Source organism: Parasynechococcus marenigrum WH 8102, from assembly GCF_000195975.1.
GTDB lineage: Bacteria > Cyanobacteriota > Cyanobacteriia > PCC-6307 > Cyanobiaceae > Parasynechococcus > Parasynechococcus marisnigri.
The window spans coordinates 553,836-566,690 of the sequence record NC_005070.1 but is presented as its reverse complement, the minus strand read 5'-3'; the positions used below and the strand labels follow the sequence as shown (position 1 = coordinate 566,690).

At 63.4% G+C, this 12,855-nt stretch carries 23 protein-coding genes and 1 tRNA gene; 15 read left to right on the top strand and 9 right to left on the bottom strand.

Annotation, left to right across the window (positions count from 1 at the left end; genetic code table 11):
- Position 1 precedes the first annotated feature (1 nt).
- A tRNA-Gly gene (locus TX72_RS02845) sits at positions 2 to 72 on the bottom strand.
- A gap of 134 nt (positions 73 to 206) precedes the next feature.
- Here TX72_RS02845 and TX72_RS02840 point away from each other — a divergent pair.
- The 6 genes from TX72_RS02840 to TX72_RS02815 are packed head-to-tail and all read left to right on the top strand — an operon-like array spanning position 207 to position 4,526.
- Positions 207 to 1,532, top strand: coding sequence for an MFS transporter (locus tag TX72_RS02840; protein ID WP_042503044.1), 1,326 nt, complete (start codon positions 207 to 209; stop codon positions 1,530 to 1,532).
- The gene (locus TX72_RS02835; RefSeq protein ID WP_011127451.1) at positions 1,529 to 2,278 is read left to right on the top strand and encodes an MlaE family ABC transporter permease; all 750 of its coding nucleotides are present in this window, start codon (positions 1,529 to 1,531) and stop codon (positions 2,276 to 2,278) included. Before TX72_RS02840 ends, TX72_RS02835 begins: the two co-directional genes overlap by 4 nt.
- Positions 2,275 to 2,676, top strand: coding sequence for a DUF3119 family protein (locus TX72_RS02830; protein ID WP_011127450.1), 402 nt, complete (start codon positions 2,275 to 2,277; stop codon positions 2,674 to 2,676). Before TX72_RS02835 ends, TX72_RS02830 begins: the two co-directional genes overlap by 4 nt.
- 45 nt (positions 2,677 to 2,721) lie before the next feature.
- Positions 2,722 to 3,057, top strand: coding sequence for a nucleotidyltransferase domain-containing protein (locus tag TX72_RS02825; protein ID WP_225867728.1), 336 nt, complete (start codon positions 2,722 to 2,724; stop codon positions 3,055 to 3,057).
- Positions 3,054 to 3,500, top strand: coding sequence for a HEPN domain-containing protein (locus tag TX72_RS02820; protein ID WP_011127448.1), 447 nt, complete (start codon positions 3,054 to 3,056; stop codon positions 3,498 to 3,500). Before TX72_RS02825 ends, TX72_RS02820 begins: the two co-directional genes overlap by 4 nt.
- A gap of 54 nt (positions 3,501 to 3,554) precedes the next feature.
- Positions 3,555 to 4,526, top strand: a complete 972-nt coding sequence (locus TX72_RS02815) for a DUF3086 domain-containing protein (RefSeq protein WP_011127447.1) — start codon at positions 3,555 to 3,557, stop codon at positions 4,524 to 4,526.
- 4 nt (positions 4,527 to 4,530) lie between these two features.
- Here the strand turns inward: TX72_RS02815 and TX72_RS14100 are convergent, their stop codons facing one another.
- Positions 4,531 to 4,689: a hypothetical protein gene (locus TX72_RS14100; protein WP_158305715.1), complete on the bottom strand. Its 159-nt coding sequence runs from the start codon at positions 4,687 to 4,689 to the stop codon at positions 4,531 to 4,533.
- Positions 4,690 to 4,752: 63 nt separating this feature from the next.
- On the opposite strand from TX72_RS14100, the gene plsY reads away from it, so the two are divergent.
- The 3 genes from plsY to TX72_RS02800 all read left to right on the top strand — a co-directional run bounded on the left by plsY (position 4,753) and on the right by TX72_RS02800 (position 5,948).
- A complete protein-coding gene (gene plsY / locus TX72_RS02810; RefSeq protein WP_042504151.1) occupies positions 4,753 to 5,349 on the top strand; it encodes a glycerol-3-phosphate 1-O-acyltransferase PlsY in 597 nt (198 codons plus the stop codon).
- 88 nt (positions 5,350 to 5,437) lie between these two features.
- Entirely contained in the window at positions 5,438 to 5,680 is a 243-nt protein-coding gene (locus TX72_RS02805; protein WP_011127445.1) for a type II toxin-antitoxin system Phd/YefM family antitoxin, read from the top strand.
- Position 5,681: 1 nt separating this feature from the next.
- Positions 5,682 to 5,948, top strand: a complete 267-nt coding sequence (locus TX72_RS02800) for a Txe/YoeB family addiction module toxin (RefSeq protein WP_011127444.1) — start codon at positions 5,682 to 5,684, stop codon at positions 5,946 to 5,948.
- Between the two features lie 74 nt (positions 5,949 to 6,022).
- Here the strand turns inward: TX72_RS02800 and TX72_RS02795 are convergent, their stop codons facing one another.
- From TX72_RS02795 to pyrF, 5 genes are all read right to left on the bottom strand, one after another.
- Complete coding sequence (locus TX72_RS02795; RefSeq protein WP_042503038.1) at positions 6,023 to 6,250, bottom strand: nucleotidyltransferase domain-containing protein; 228 nt, start codon at positions 6,248 to 6,250, stop codon at positions 6,023 to 6,025.
- Entirely contained in the window at positions 6,247 to 6,570 is a 324-nt protein-coding gene (locus TX72_RS02790; RefSeq protein WP_011127443.1) for an HI0074 family nucleotidyltransferase substrate-binding subunit, read from the bottom strand. The genes TX72_RS02795 and TX72_RS02790 overlap by 4 nt, the downstream gene beginning before the upstream one ends.
- Positions 6,571 to 6,704: 134 nt before the next feature.
- Positions 6,705 to 7,139, bottom strand: coding sequence for a TA system VapC family ribonuclease toxin (locus TX72_RS02785; protein ID WP_011127442.1), 435 nt, complete (start codon positions 7,137 to 7,139; stop codon positions 6,705 to 6,707).
- Positions 7,136 to 7,378 (bottom strand): hypothetical protein, encoded by a 243-nt coding sequence (locus TX72_RS02780; protein ID WP_042504149.1) that lies wholly within the window; start codon positions 7,376 to 7,378, stop codon positions 7,136 to 7,138. The genes TX72_RS02785 and TX72_RS02780 overlap by 4 nt, the downstream gene beginning before the upstream one ends.
- A 35-nt stretch (positions 7,379 to 7,413) precedes the next feature.
- Positions 7,414 to 8,154: an orotidine-5'-phosphate decarboxylase gene (pyrF, locus tag TX72_RS02775; protein ID WP_011127440.1), complete on the bottom strand. Its 741-nt coding sequence runs from the start codon at positions 8,152 to 8,154 to the stop codon at positions 7,414 to 7,416.
- A 79-nt stretch (positions 8,155 to 8,233) separates the two neighbouring features.
- On the opposite strand from pyrF, the gene TX72_RS02770 reads away from it, so the two are divergent.
- Positions 8,234 to 8,461 carry a type II toxin-antitoxin system Phd/YefM family antitoxin gene (locus TX72_RS02770; protein ID WP_011127439.1) on the top strand — a complete coding sequence of 76 codons (228 nt, stop codon included), beginning with the start codon at positions 8,234 to 8,236 and terminating at the stop codon, positions 8,459 to 8,461.
- Positions 8,461 to 8,871 carry a type II toxin-antitoxin system VapC family toxin gene (locus tag TX72_RS02765; RefSeq protein ID WP_011127438.1) on the top strand — a complete coding sequence of 137 codons (411 nt, stop codon included), beginning with the start codon at positions 8,461 to 8,463 and terminating at the stop codon, positions 8,869 to 8,871. Before TX72_RS02770 ends, TX72_RS02765 begins: the two co-directional genes overlap by 1 nt.
- On the opposite strand, the gene tyrS is transcribed toward TX72_RS02765, so the two are convergent.
- Complete coding sequence (gene tyrS, locus TX72_RS02760) at positions 8,861 to 10,108, bottom strand: tyrosine--tRNA ligase (RefSeq protein WP_011127437.1); 1,248 nt, start codon at positions 10,106 to 10,108, stop codon at positions 8,861 to 8,863. The genes TX72_RS02765 and tyrS overlap by 11 nt on opposite strands.
- Positions 10,109 to 10,164: 56 nt before the next feature.
- Positions 10,165 to 10,494 (bottom strand): DUF1825 family protein, encoded by a 330-nt coding sequence (locus TX72_RS02755; RefSeq protein WP_011127436.1) that lies wholly within the window; start codon positions 10,492 to 10,494, stop codon positions 10,165 to 10,167.
- A gap of 136 nt (positions 10,495 to 10,630) precedes the next feature.
- Between TX72_RS02755 and TX72_RS02750 the strand changes: the two genes are divergently transcribed.
- The 4 genes from TX72_RS02750 to TX72_RS02735 are packed head-to-tail and all read left to right on the top strand — an operon-like array spanning position 10,631 to position 12,853.
- On the top strand, positions 10,631 to 11,335 hold the full coding sequence (locus TX72_RS02750) for a response regulator transcription factor (protein WP_011127435.1): 705 nt from the start codon (positions 10,631 to 10,633) through the stop codon (positions 11,333 to 11,335).
- Positions 11,332 to 11,727 carry a hypothetical protein gene (locus TX72_RS02745; RefSeq protein WP_011127434.1) on the top strand — a complete coding sequence of 132 codons (396 nt, stop codon included), beginning with the start codon at positions 11,332 to 11,334 and terminating at the stop codon, positions 11,725 to 11,727. Before TX72_RS02750 ends, TX72_RS02745 begins: the two co-directional genes overlap by 4 nt.
- On the top strand, positions 11,727 to 12,281 hold the full coding sequence (locus TX72_RS02740) for a ComEA family DNA-binding protein (protein ID WP_011127433.1): 555 nt from the start codon (positions 11,727 to 11,729) through the stop codon (positions 12,279 to 12,281). The genes TX72_RS02745 and TX72_RS02740 overlap by 1 nt, the downstream gene beginning before the upstream one ends.
- Positions 12,281 to 12,853, top strand: a complete 573-nt coding sequence (locus tag TX72_RS02735; protein WP_011127432.1) for a hypothetical protein — start codon at positions 12,281 to 12,283, stop codon at positions 12,851 to 12,853. The genes TX72_RS02740 and TX72_RS02735 overlap by 1 nt, the downstream gene beginning before the upstream one ends.
- The last annotated feature ends 2 nt before the right edge of the window (positions 12,854 to 12,855 follow it).

The window sequence follows — 12,855 nt, the reverse complement described above, 5'->3', positions numbered from 1 at the left end:
AAGCGGGTGACGGGAATCGAACCCGTGTCATCAGCTTGGAAGGCTGAGGTCTTACCATTACACAACACCCGCACTGGTACGCCTGAACCACAACCCTTGATGGGGTGGTCAGTGCTTCAGCACACCTTCATTATGGCGGTCCGCCTGCACCATGCACTCGCGTGACATCGTCCGACGCAATCAGCGGGGGATCCCGACGCCGGTTGATGCTGGCCTACGGGCTTGGGGACGCCGGAACAGGCCTGGCCGCCACCCAACTGGGCTTCTATCTCTTCCCCTTTTTCATCTGCGCTGCGGGCCTGCCGGCCTTCATCGCCGGCTCCCTGCTGACGGTGAGCAAGGTCTGGGATGCCCTGAATGACCCGTTGATCGGCTGGCTCAGCGATCACACCCGCAGCCGCTGGGGCCCGCGGCTGCCCTGGATGCTGAGCGCAGCCCTACCGCTGGGCATCAGCCTGGCGGCGATGTGGTGGGTGCCCCCGGGCACCACGGTGCAGCGCACCACCTACTTCGCCGTGATGGCGGTGCTGCTGATGACCGCTTACACCAGCGTCAACCTTCCCTACGCCGCCCTAAGCACCGAACTCACGCCGAACACCGCGATTCGCACCCGCCTCAATGCGGCACGGTTCACCGGCTCCATCCTCGCCGGGCTGAGCGGACTGATTGTGGCCTCGCTGGTGCTCACCGATGGGGGCGGGGGCTACCTGGCCATGGGCCGGATCACCGGCAGCATCGCTGCCACCACCACACTGCTCTGCTGCTGGGGGCTGGCCCCGTACGCCAAGCGGGCCCAACGGCCGGTGCCCAAAAACGAGCCGCCGATGCAGCAGCTCAAACGAGTGATGGCCAACCCCCGCTTCCGCCAGGTGCTGGGGCTGTACCTGCTGCTTTGGTTCGGCCTGCAACTGATGCAGGTGGTGGCCTTGATCTGGCTGGTGCAGGTGGTGCATGTGCCCACCAACCTTTCCACCTGGATCCTGTTGCCGTTTCAGATTGCTGCACTGCTGGGCCTTCAGCTCTGGAGCAACCTCTGCAACCGCATCGGACGGGTGGCCACCCTGCGCTGGGGCGCAGGGCTGTGGATCAGCGCCTGCCTGCTCTCGATGCTGTTCCCGCCACTGGCGACAGATCCCAGCCTGCTGCAGCTGTTGCCGCTGGTGGGGCTGATTGCCCTAGTGGGGATAGGGGCCGCCACCGCCTATCTGATCCCTTGGTCACTGCTGCCGGATGCGATTGATGCCGATCCCAGCAAACCGGCCGGGCTCTATACCGCCTGGATGGTGTTCGGCCAGAAGCTGATCATCGGCCTGACAATGTCAGTGTTCGGCAGCATGCTCTCGCTCACGGGCTACATCTCTAGCCAGGGGGATTGCAACGGTGCTCTGAGCTTTGTAAAGCAACCAGCCACCGCTTTGCTGGCGATCCGGATCTGCATGGGTCTGATTCCCGCCATCCTTGTGGTGCTGGGCCTTGTGGTGATGCGAGGCTGGCCCGACCGTGGCGCCCACCTGCAGGCCTCCGCCGGATGAGCTCTCCCCGCTGGCTGAAACGACTGGGCGCCAGCCTGTTGATCGGTGGCCAGGCCGTGACGGCCACCCTGCGGGGGCGGATCAACACCGTGGATCTGCAGGATCAGTTGATGGAGGCGGGTCCCGGCACCCTGCTGATCGTGCTGATCATCTCGATCGCCGCCGGTTCGGTGTTCAACATCCAGGTGGCCGCCGAACTCACCCGCCAGGGGGCCGGATCAACGGTGGGCGGCATCCTGGCCATTGGCCTGGCCCGGGAGATTGCACCACTGCTCACCTCCTGCCTGCTGGCGGGCAAGGTGGCCACCGCCTACGCCGCGCAGCTGGGCACTATGAAGGTGACCGAGCAGATCGATGCGATCACGATGCTGCGCACCGACCCGGTGGAGTACCTGGTGGTGCCGCGGATGATCGCCATGGTGGTGATGGCACCGGTGCAGTGCTTCTTCTTTTTCCTGATGGCGGTGTGGAGCGGCCAGATCACCAGCACAGCGCTTTACAACATTCCACCGGCGGTCTTCTGGACCTCCGTGCGCACCTGGATGGATCCAACGGACCTGCCCTTCATGCTGGTGAAGGCGCTGGTGTTCGGGCTGATCATCGCGGTGATCGCCTGCGGCTGGGGACTGACGACCAAAGGCGGCCCGAAGGAGGTGGGCACCAGCACCACCGGTGCGGTCGTCATGATCCTGATCCTGGTGGCGATCATGGACGTCGTTCTGACCCAGGTGCTGTTCGGCGCATGAGCTCAACCCCCACAAGCGTCACCCTGAAACCGGATGCACGGCTTCCGTTGCTGGTGGTGGTCTTCGGTGCTGCGCTGCTGCCACTGCCGCTGCATCCCTGGCCCACGCTGGTGGTGGTGCTGTTCGGGGTGTTTCTGCTGATCCAAACCGCAAGCCTGCGGCTGGAGTTTGAAGAGCGGGCCTTGATCGTGTGGCAGAACAGCCGGGAGCTGCGCCGCTTCCCCTACGACCAATGGCTCACCTGGCGGCTGTTTGCCCCCTGGCTGCCGGGACTGCTCTATTTCCGCGAAACCCAGAGCATTCATTTCCTGCCGATCCTGTTCAGCCCGAAAGAGCTGCGGGAGCAACTCGAGTTGCGGGTGGGTGCGCTGGAAGTGCCGGCCAGCAACGATGACTGAGCGCTTGCGGTGCCGTCGATCTGCCCATAGCGTCGAGGCATGGGCATGACGGTTGCTGACATCCGCCGCCGCAAGCAGGCCGAGCGGCTCAAAGGGCTGCATCAGCATGCAAGCCTCGTGCTAGCCGAACATCCCGGCGGCAGCCTATGGCTGTTCGGATCCTGGGCCCGGGGGGACTGGGATGGCTTTTCGGATGTGGACGTGCTGGCCGTTGCCCCCAGCCGAGGGGAAGCCAATCGCCTGGCGGAGGCTGTTCTCGAGGCTGGAATGGCCGACGACGTGCTGGCTCTCACCGCTCAGGAATGGCAGCAGCGCCGAACCGGTGACGATCCGTACTGGAGCGCCATCGGCCGGGATGCCCTGCGCCTGAACCAGCCATGACCCCTCGCGTTGATGCCTGGATGCGACAGGCCAACAGCGATTGGGCCGTGGCCGAACTCACCGCCCAACAAGGCTTTCACAGCCAGGCCTGTTACCACTACTGCCAGGCCGCTGAAAAAGCGCTGAAGGCCCTGTTGATTTCGCTTGGCTCCCTGCCGCCTTACAGCCATGCGCTGGATCGCCTGGTCGACAGCGTGGAACCAGAAGGGGTCGACGTGTCGCCCATCCGGACTGTGCGGCTCAAGGCGTTGAGCCGTATGGACACTGAAACGCGCTATCTAAGCGATAACGAGGCACCCGCCGATCGTTACGACGCTGAGGACAGCGCGCAGGCACGGACTGCCGCCTCGCAGGTGATGGCATTCACCCAGGCGACCATCAAACCTTGGGCACGATATTTAGAAGATACTCATACTGCATATACACGAGTTCGTGCGTCTTAAGCAAGCAGCTGCCCCCCATGTTGCGGCGGTTGCCCCGTCCGCTGGAATGGAGGGATGGAGCGCATGGCCGCTGACGCAATGTCTGACGACAACGACCTGACCCCGCAGGAGCCCGAGGCCCAGCCCTCACCGACAGAAGCCCCAGCAGAGGCCAACCCGGTGATGGAGCTGGCGCTGAAGGACCTGCAGCAACGCCGTGACGCCCTGGAGGCGGAGATCAACGAACTCTCCAAGCGCAAGCAACAGCTGGAGAGCGAACTGACAGCCAGCTTCGCTGGCCAGTCCGATGCGATCGCCAGGCGCGTGAAGGGTTTCCAGGAGTACCTGGGCGGCGCCCTGCAGGACCTAGTACAGAGCGTGGAAAGCCTGGAGCTTGTGGTGCAGCCGATGGTGGTGAAGCCCTCGCCGTTGGACCAGCAAGCCGACAACGGCAGTGCATCAGGGAGTCCGGAAGCCGCGCCAGCAGCGACAGCAGCGGTGGCCGACACCTTCCGCCCCGATGAAGATCTGATCCGTGCCGCCCTGGAGCGTTTCCTCAAGCAGCCGGATGTGTATGCCGATCCTTGGAATCTGCGCCGCAGCGTCGATGCCAAAGACATCGCCCTGCTGGAGGACTGGTTCTTCAATCAAGGCGGACGCGGCGCGCAGCCGAGCCGCGGCACCCGGCCCCGCAACATCCTGGCCAGCGCGGCATTAATTGCCATCATCGGCGAGCTTTACGGCGATCAATTCCAGTGCCTGGTGCTGGCCGGGGGGCCCGAACGGCTGGGGGAATGGCGACGGGGCCTGCAGGATGCCCTTGGCCTGGGCCGGGAAGACTTCGGCCCCAGCAGCGGCATCGTGCTGTTCGAGCGCCCGGAAGCCCTGGTGGAACGGGCCGATCGCCTGGAGGAACGGGGCGAAGTGCCGCTGATCCTGATCGATGCGGCCGAGCGCAGTGTGGACATCCCCGTGCTTCAGTTCCCCCTCTGGTTGGCCTTCGCGGCCGGACCGGGTGAACGCCTCGACGACGACAATCTGCTGTAGGCGGTCAGTCCTTGCTGATCCCTTCGAACAGATCAGCGATGGTCTCTTGCTCCATCTGATCGAAGTCGTCAGGGATAACGAATTCACCCCTCAGCATTCCGAGCCGAGAGCGAACGGCACGGTGGTGGGACGTGTTCTCTTGCTGGTTGTCCTTCTCTTCCACCAGTTGCGCGCGGCCAACGCTGTGCTTCCATTTTTGCGCGATCCCGCGGCCTGTCTCGTTCCTGTGATCCTCACCGCCCTGCTGCTCCTGGCCATCGGCTACCTGCTGGGGTCCACCCCCAGTGGCTATCTGGCGGGCCGCTGGCTGAAGGGCATCGATCTGCGCGACTGTGGCTCCGGCAGCACCGGCGCCACCAACGTGCTGCGCAACGTGGGCAAAGGCCCAGCGTTGGTGGTGTTCCTGATTGATGTGGGCAAAGGCGCCCTGGCGGTGCTGCTGGCCAAAACCTTCGGGCTCAGCGACTGGCTGCAGGTTTTGGCAGGGCTGGCGGCCCTGGCTGGTCACATCTGGCCGGTGTGGCTGGGCTGGAAGGGCGGCAAGGCGGTGGCCACCGGCTTCGGGATGTTTCTGGGGCTGGCCTGGCCGGTGGGACTGGCCTGCTTCGGGCTGTTCATGGCGGTGATCTCGATCTTCAGGATCGTGTCGCTCTCCAGCGTGGTGGCCGCCATCGGATTGCCGCTGCTGATGGTTGTTTCCGGCGGCAGCAGCGCCTATGTGGTGGTGTCGTTGGTGGCCAGCCTGATGGTGCTGTGGCGCCATCGCAGCAACATCGAGCGGCTGATCGCCGGTACGGAACCCAAGATCGGGCAGAAGGCCTGATCACCAGAGCCGATCCGATGGCACACCGGCCCCTCCAAGCACGACGCAGAAAGATCACGTACCATTTCCAGTACGTCGACAGCTGCCCATGGCATCGATTTCCGTAACCGAGGCGCGCAAACGCTTGTTTGCCTTGGTGGATGAAGTGGCTGATTCACATACACCAGTCGAAATCCACGGCAAACGCAGCAATGCCGTGCTGGTGTCGGAAGACGATTGGCGCGCGATTCAAGAAACGCTGTATCTCGCGGCAATACCAGGGATGCGGGAGTCGATTGTCGACGGAATGGCAACGCCAACAAGCGACCTGAGCGAAGAACCCGGCTGGTGAGTTGGGTGTGCTGTTCACCCGCCAAGCCCAGAAAGATGCCCGCAAGCTGGCGAGTGCTTCGCCAGCCCTAAAAGCGAAAGCTGAGCGCTTAATCGCGTTGCTCAAGTCGGATCCTTATCAACAGCCTCCCCCCTATGAAGCATTGGTGGGAGATCTGAAAGGAGCTTGTTCGCGCCGGATCAATATCCAGCACCGTCTCGTGTACGAGGTGCTAGAGGAAGAGCGGGTTGTGAAAGTGCTGCGACTCTGGAGTCATTACGACGAATGAATGTGCAGAACAAAGGTTTGAAGCGTCCTGGCGCGTCAGCGGTGGTCTGAACTTCCGGTTCTGAGCACTGGCCCCTAAAGCCAAGCCACCCCGACCCGCTCGATGTGCGCAAGCAGGTTGGGGTGGTCGATCCTGTGTTGAAGCTGGAGGCTGGGGGCCACCAGGCAGAGGTCCACATCGGATCCGCTGTGGTTGCGCCCCATGGCTCGCGAGCCATAGAGCAGCACCTGATCGATGCCCTGCTGTTGCCTCAGCAACGTCAGCACCGCAGCGCTGTCGGCAGCGGGCAATCCTGGGATCATCGGCTGGAAGCACGTTCCAGCATCACTCCAGAGAGCTGCTGAAACGCCAGGCCATAGCGATGCACGATCAGATCCGCGATCTCGCGAGCAACCGCAGGGTTGTAGGGGTGGCTGGTGAGATTGCGGCTGCGGATCATCGCCATCCACACCGTTTCATCCCCCTGCGGCAGCAACTGCCGCACCACCGCCTCACGCACCGCATCGCGGGAGCCACTGATGCCGGCCACCCCCTGATCAACCAAAAAATCCCGGATCAACAGCCAGCTCAGTTCATGGGTGAATTCGAACGCCTGGATCAGCCCCAGTTCTTCCAGCTCCACTCAAAGGCCGGCTCTGAGCCAAACCAATAGCCCGCTGCAGCGTGGCGAGGGCGCGCCGGAAATTCACCAGCCGTTGAGTCCAGCGAATGTCCGGGGTGGTCATGGCGCCAGGCTCGCTCTTCGGACAACTGGAATCAACGCAGCTCCAACAGATTCAGACCAGAAAACAGTTGAAAGTCCTGATCGAAACTGACCAATCGCCATTGGTTCGTGATCGCCAGTGCCGCCAAGTGGGCATCCGTGCACAATCGTGGGGTCAGATCCGCTTGGCGCATCAACAGATGAAAAACATCCCAGCCATCACTGGTGGGTTGTGCATGACTGACCCCGGGTTGCTGCAGAAACGTCTCAAGCAGGGCTGAGGCATCTGCAGGCATCAAAGCAGCGCCACCCATCACCTTGGGCTGCATCACCAACCGAACCAGACCCAGAGCAGTTGTCGTGCAGAACAACACCTGTTGAGACGCCTGCTTCTCCCAGTACTGCACGGCACTGGAGTGATGCTTGTGATTCGGCGATGCCAACGCCAACCACACATTGAGATCCGGCAGATCAGCGATGGCGCTCAAGGTTCAAGCAGCTCAAATAAACCTGCATTGCTGAACGTGACCCCCTGCTGTTGCAAAGGCGTTTGAAGTTTCGGCAAATCATGCGCACAACGACGGACCGATGAGGCTGCAGCACCGCTGGCATCAAGCCCCTGTTCCACAAAGTCTTGAAGCAATTGCTTCAGGCTCACCTGCTTCAACGCGGCTCTGGCTTTCAAGCGGGCAAACAGCGGATCAGGCAACTCCAGCGTTGTGCGCACCACAGAACTCATGTCTATGCGCATATTAATGCGCATCAATCAATCGATCCCAGCAACTGGGTGCAACAGGCCGCAAAGGCAGCGCTGGGATCGTCAGCTTTGGTGATCGGACGGCCGATCACCAGCTGGCTCGCGCCGGCAGCTATCGCTTCAGCCGGTCCCATCACCCGGGCCTGATCGCCCACCGCAGAACCTTTGGGGCGAATCCCCGGCGTGACCAGGGCAAACGGTTCGGGGTGCTGGGCCCGCAACGCCGCGGCCTCCAAGGGTGAGCAGACACAACCACCGATGCCTGCCGTTGCCGACAGCTGCGCCAACGCCGGCACCCGCTCGCCAATGGATTGCTGAATGGCGAGTTCCCGTTGCAGTCGCTGCTCCTCCCAACTGGTGAGCACCGTCACCGCCAGCAGCGTGGGCGGGTTGAGACCAGCCTGCTGGGCCCCCTCCACCGCCGCGGCCTGGGCCGCCTTGAGCGCTTCACTGCCGGCGCAGGCATGCACCGTGATCAGCTCCGCCCCCAACGCCGCCGCCCTCCGGCAGGCTCCTGCCATCGTCGCGGGGATGTCGTGAAATTTGAGATCCAGGAACACCCGCAACCCCTGCTCCCGCAGCTGAGCCACCACCTCTGGGCCGGCCTGCACAAACAATTCCAGACCCACCTTCACCCAGCGCAGTCCGTCCAGCTGAGCCGCAAACCTCAGCGCCTGCTCGGGCGCCATGCCATCAAGGGCCACGATGATCCGATCGGCGGGGCCAGAAGCGAGCGACGGAGCCAAAGCAAGCGGTTGATCCGGAGTCCATCCTGTCGCGCCGGCATCTGGATGACTTAGCCAACAAACCGGCTAAGTTGCCTGCATGCAGGTGAATCTCCACGACGCCAAGACCAACCTCTCCCGTTACGTCGAGCAGGCTCTCGATGGCGATGAAGTCGTCATTGCTCGTGCCGGCAAACCTCTCGTGAAACTGGTGCCTGTGGACTCCACGCCGCGTCGTCGTCAGCTGGGGTTCATGCGCAACCAAGGCATCGCCACCGCTGATGTGAAAGGCGACTTCATCGACGACATCAACGCCATGTTCAGCTGATGGTCAGCCGCCCAGCACCGCCGCGTTTGCTCGACACCCAGCTGCTGATCTGGATGGCCTTTGCGCCGGAACACCTGCCATCAGCGCTGATTCCTGACCTGGAAGACAGGCAACAACGCTTTGTCGTCAGTGTTGTCAGCCTCTGGGAAGTGGCGATCAAACGCTCGCTCAACCGGCCCGACTTTCGCTTCGATGCCGCTGAATTACGCCATCAGCTCCAACGGCAAGGATTCGACGAGTTACCCATCCAAACGGATCACTGCCTGGCGGTTCAGAACCTGCCCTGGCATCACAAGGATCCCTTTGATCGGTTGCTGATCGCTCAGGCTCAGCACGAGCAGATCGAGCTGCTGAGTTGTGATCAGACCCTGAGCCGCTACGGGGCGATGGTGCAGGTGATCAAGCGGTGAGCCGACGGAAGGTTTTTTTGCCCAGCTGCAGCACCTTGCCCTCCAGTTCCGCCGCCGAGGCGAACTCCTGGTTGGGGTCGCCGATCTTCTCCCCCTCCAGGCGCACGGCACCGCCCTTGATCTGACGCCGCGCCTCGCTGCTGCTGGCGCAGATGCCCACGGCACTCAACAGATAAAAGGCCTTTGCAGGGAAGTTCACCTCCGCCAGCGACGCCCCCGGCACCTCCGTCGCCGCATCTCCGGCACCGCCCACCAACGACGCCGCATCCAGCTGCGCCTTCTGCGCTGCCTCCATCCCATGGCGGCTGGCGGTCACCGCCAAGGCCATCGCCTTCTGCTTCTCGCGCGGATTCTCCGGCAAAGTCGCCAGATCCAGGTCGGTCAGCAACGTCACGTAGTCGTTGATCGCCCCATCGCCGACCTTCTCCAGCTTGGAGTACATCGACAGCGGGTCCTCCTCAAGCCCCACCACATTGCCGAGGCTCTTGCTCATCTTCTGCACCCCATCCAGACCCACCAGGATCGGCAGCAGCAGGCCGAACTGGGTGCCCTTGTTGAAGTGACGCTGCAAATCGCGCCCCATCGCCACGTTGAACTTCTGATCGGTGCCGCCCAGCTCCACATCAGCGTTCACCGCCACCGAGTCGTACCCCTGCAGCAATGGGTAGAGGAATTCATGCAGGGCAATCGGCGTGCCGCTGCCGTAGCGCTTGGAGAAGTCGTCCTTGGCCAGCATCTGCCCCACCGTGCCGGTGCCGAGCAGGCCGATCACCGCGGGCAGGTCCATCCCCTCCAGCCATTCGGAGTTGTATCGCACCTCCAGCCGGCCGGGGGTTTCGAAATCCAGCAGCGCCGTCTCCTTGGGCTGGTCCTGGCCCAGCTGGCGCAGGTAGGTGGAGGCATTGGCGGCCACGTCTTCCTTGCTCAACTGCACCCGCGTGGCGCACTTGCCGGTGGGGTCGCCGATCCGCGCGGTGAAATCGCCAATGATCAGCACCGCCGTGTGGCCCGCATCCTGAAAGGCCCGCAGCTTGCGGAACAGGATGCTGTGGCCCAGATGAATGTTGCTGCCGGTGGGGTCGATGCCCAATTTCACCCGCAGCGGCCGGCCCTCCTTTTCCGCCTGCGCCAACCGTGCCGCCAGGGCCTGATCCGCATCGGTTGGATCACCGGCCGGGAACAGATCGGCCATGCCCCGAGACAGCCAATCCGGCAGGGACGGTGTGGACTCCGGCATGGGGCGCTGAGGGCGGGCGCTGGCGATCGTACGGGTGACTCAGGAGCTGGGCTGTTTCAGCTGGAAGGGGGCAGCTCGATCTGGGCCTTCATCCGCTCCAGGGTGGCGTTCATCTGCTCGAACATCTGCTCAGGCGTGATGCCGAACTGGCTGAGCTGGGTGCGCAGTTGCTCCACCGTGAGCTTGGCCTGGAAGTCTTCAGAGAGCTCAAAACGCTTCATGAACACCCGGTAGCGGCCCATCAGCTCCTCCATCGTCTCGATGAACTTCTTCTTACCCTCCCGGTCGAACTTGCCGTACTCACTGCCCAGCTGCATCAGTTGCTGGTAATCACCGAACAGACGCTTGGCTTCGTCCTGAACGATGTCGGATTCGAAAAATGCCATCCGATCGAATGTCGTCCTATTGCCGAGAATTCTGCAGACTTCCCGTGGTCGATGGCAGTGCGGTTTTACGCCATGGGCACCATGCCGGTAACCCCCTCCAGCGCCTGCGTTGAATCTCACTTCCCAGCTTCCGGCCATGCGTGAGACGCTCCGGCGCAGCCGTTCCGAGTTGAAGCGCCGCCGCATCGTGATCGCCAGCGCCGACCGGGTGCTGATCACCAGCCTGGTGGGCCTGTTCGACGGCATCGGGCCATTGCTGGGCGCCTGCACCAGCGAAGCCGACACCCTCACCTGCCTGGAGCGCAGCGCGGCGGATCTGTTGATCTGCACCGATCTACTGGAGAGCGGCGATGGTCCCTCCCTGGTGCAACACGCCCGCGCTCTCCGGCCGGAGCTGATCTGCCTGATGCTGATCCAACGGCCGCTGCGCAGCACCATCGAGGCCGCCACCGCCGCCGGCTGCCAGGGGCTTTGCAGCCGTGAACTGGTGGGCAACGGCCATCTGCTGAAGGCCATCCAGGCCATCGACAGCGACGCCCTTTACATCGACCCGGTGATCGCCGGCGTGCTGCGACACAGCCGTCTCAGCCGCGGCCACACCAGCACATCCCTCAACCCTGAGCTGACCGTGCGGGAGGAGGACGTTCTGCGCGGCATCTGCCGCGGCCTCAGCAACCAGGAGATCGCCGACCAGCTCAACCTGTCGATTGAAACGGTGAAGCACAGCGTCACCGCCGTGCTCAGCAAGCTCGACGCCCGCGACCGCAGCCAAGCGATGCTGATCGCCTTTCGCAATGATCTGGTGGACCTGCCGGCCCGTCTGCCCCGCTGGACCCCATGACCCCCTCTCATCCTCGACAGGGTTTCAAGTTCAAGCGCCTCCTGATCAGCGCCTTGTCCCTGAATGGCCTGCTAGCCAGCCCGGCCATCGCTGAACTCGATGACACCACCATCAGCGTCGCCGTGGCCCAGGGCAATGCCCATTGCCTGATCGAGACAAAAACCATGGCGGTGGATGAGGCCCTGGCGATGGCCAAAGCCTTCATCGCCAGCGACGGCATCAGCGACAGCGCCCGCGATGCAGTGACCTCCAGGCCCGAGTTCAGCGATCTGATGAACGCCTACATCGCCGATCAGGGGGGGCTGTGCCGCATTGGTGAAGCAGCTGCAGCAGTGACGCACCCCGCCGTGCTGGGTAGGGTCAGCCCACGCTTTGCGACCTGCCCTGCCTGATGCCGCGCCGTCACTGGTTGGACCCCCTGGCCCGACGGGTGCTGCAGGCCGCAGGTCAGTTGCCGACATCGCCTGCAGCGACTTCTCCCCCACCAGCCCCACCGGCCTGGACGATGGAGGTGAACCGCGCCAGCCGTGAGCAGTGGTTGCAATTGCCGGGCTGCAGCGACGACACCGCAGATCTGCTGCTGCGCCTACAGCAAGGTGGTGTGCAGTTCAGTTCGGTTGAGGAGCTGTTTCGGCTGCTGGAGCTCCCCGAGCAGCAGCGCCGCAGCTGGGAGCCACATCTGATCGTGCACTGGCATGGTGATGCCCCGCCGCAACCGGCGGCCGCTCCATTGGACCTCAACAACGCCAGCGCCGACGAGCTAGAACAGCTGTACTGGCCTGAACAACGCCTGCAAGGCCTGCTGCGGGAGCGACGCCGTGGCGGCTTCCGCGATCTCGCCGATCTGCAGGAACGGCTCTGCCTGCCCGCCAGTGCCATCGAAGCCTTGATCGGTCGGGTCTGCTTCGAAGCCAAGCGGGCCGGTCCGTCCCTGCCCCTGAACTGATGCAGGGGGATCTGTTCGCCACCGCCGGACTGGCCGCATCACCGCCAGCGGAGCTGACGTTGGATGCCGATCAGTTGCGGGCCTGGCAGCAGCGGTTGCATCACCATCAAGCCCCGCTGTTTCGCGGCGCGCCGCAGAGCACAAATCAGACCAACCTGTTCGGGGCCAGCGGCAGCGATGCGGTGTCCACCATCAACCCCCTGGCCCTCACGCCACTGCCGCTCAGCTTCTGGCGCTGGCCCGACAGTCCCCATGCCGGAGCTGCCATCTATCTGGTGCTGGATCGACCGGCGGATCTCGAGCAGCCGCTGCTGCTCTACGTGGGCGAAACCATGGCGGCCGATCGCCGCTGGAAAGGTGAACACGACTGCAAGGCCTACCTGGCGGCCTACGGCGAAGCCCTGCAGCGCTGCGGTATGGCCCACCAACTGAGCATCCGCTTCTGCAGCGATGTGCCCCGAACCACCAAGGCACGGCGCGGACTGGAGCAGGTGCTGATCCAGCACTGGCTGCCGCCGTTTAATAAGGAAACGCGGCAGCGCTGGGCCACTCCCTTCACCGCTGATCTGTGATG

Bases quoted from the DNA above. Each gene is read 5' to 3' on its own strand.
- TX72_RS02805 (WP_011127445.1), top strand. From the start codon at position 5,438: ATGGCATCGATTTCCGTAACCGAGGCGCGCAAACGCTTGTTTGCCTTG.
- TX72_RS02840 (WP_042503044.1), top strand. From the start codon at position 207: ATGCTGGCCTACGGGCTTGGGGACGCCGGAACAGGCCTGGCCGCCACC.
- TX72_RS02770 (WP_011127439.1), top strand. From the start codon at position 8,234: ATGCAGGTGAATCTCCACGACGCCAAGACCAACCTCTCCCGTTACGTC.
- TX72_RS02765 (WP_011127438.1), top strand. From the start codon at position 8,461: ATGGTCAGCCGCCCAGCACCGCCGCGTTTGCTCGACACCCAGCTGCTG.
- TX72_RS02795 (WP_042503038.1), bottom strand. From the start codon at position 6,250: ATGATCCCAGGATTGCCCGCTGCCGACAGCGCTGCGGTGCTGACGTTG.
- tyrS (WP_011127437.1), bottom strand. From the start codon at position 10,108: ATGCCGGAGTCCACACCGTCCCTGCCGGATTGGCTGTCTCGGGGCATG.
- TX72_RS02815 (WP_011127447.1), top strand. From the start codon at position 3,555: ATGGAGCGCATGGCCGCTGACGCAATGTCTGACGACAACGACCTGACC.
- TX72_RS02750 (WP_011127435.1), top strand. From the start codon at position 10,631: ATGCGTGAGACGCTCCGGCGCAGCCGTTCCGAGTTGAAGCGCCGCCGC.
- TX72_RS02745 (WP_011127434.1), top strand. From the start codon at position 11,332: ATGACCCCCTCTCATCCTCGACAGGGTTTCAAGTTCAAGCGCCTCCTG.
- TX72_RS02740 (WP_011127433.1), top strand. From the start codon at position 11,727: ATGCCGCGCCGTCACTGGTTGGACCCCCTGGCCCGACGGGTGCTGCAG.
- TX72_RS02820 (WP_011127448.1), top strand. From the start codon at position 3,054: ATGACCCCTCGCGTTGATGCCTGGATGCGACAGGCCAACAGCGATTGG.
- TX72_RS02755 (WP_011127436.1), bottom strand. From the start codon at position 10,494: ATGGCATTTTTCGAATCCGACATCGTTCAGGACGAAGCCAAGCGTCTG.
- TX72_RS02830 (WP_011127450.1), top strand. From the start codon at position 2,275: ATGAGCTCAACCCCCACAAGCGTCACCCTGAAACCGGATGCACGGCTT.
- TX72_RS02735 (WP_011127432.1), top strand. From the start codon at position 12,281: ATGCAGGGGGATCTGTTCGCCACCGCCGGACTGGCCGCATCACCGCCA.
- TX72_RS02825 (WP_225867728.1), top strand. From the start codon at position 2,722: ATGACGGTTGCTGACATCCGCCGCCGCAAGCAGGCCGAGCGGCTCAAA.
- TX72_RS02835 (WP_011127451.1), top strand. From the start codon at position 1,529: ATGAGCTCTCCCCGCTGGCTGAAACGACTGGGCGCCAGCCTGTTGATC.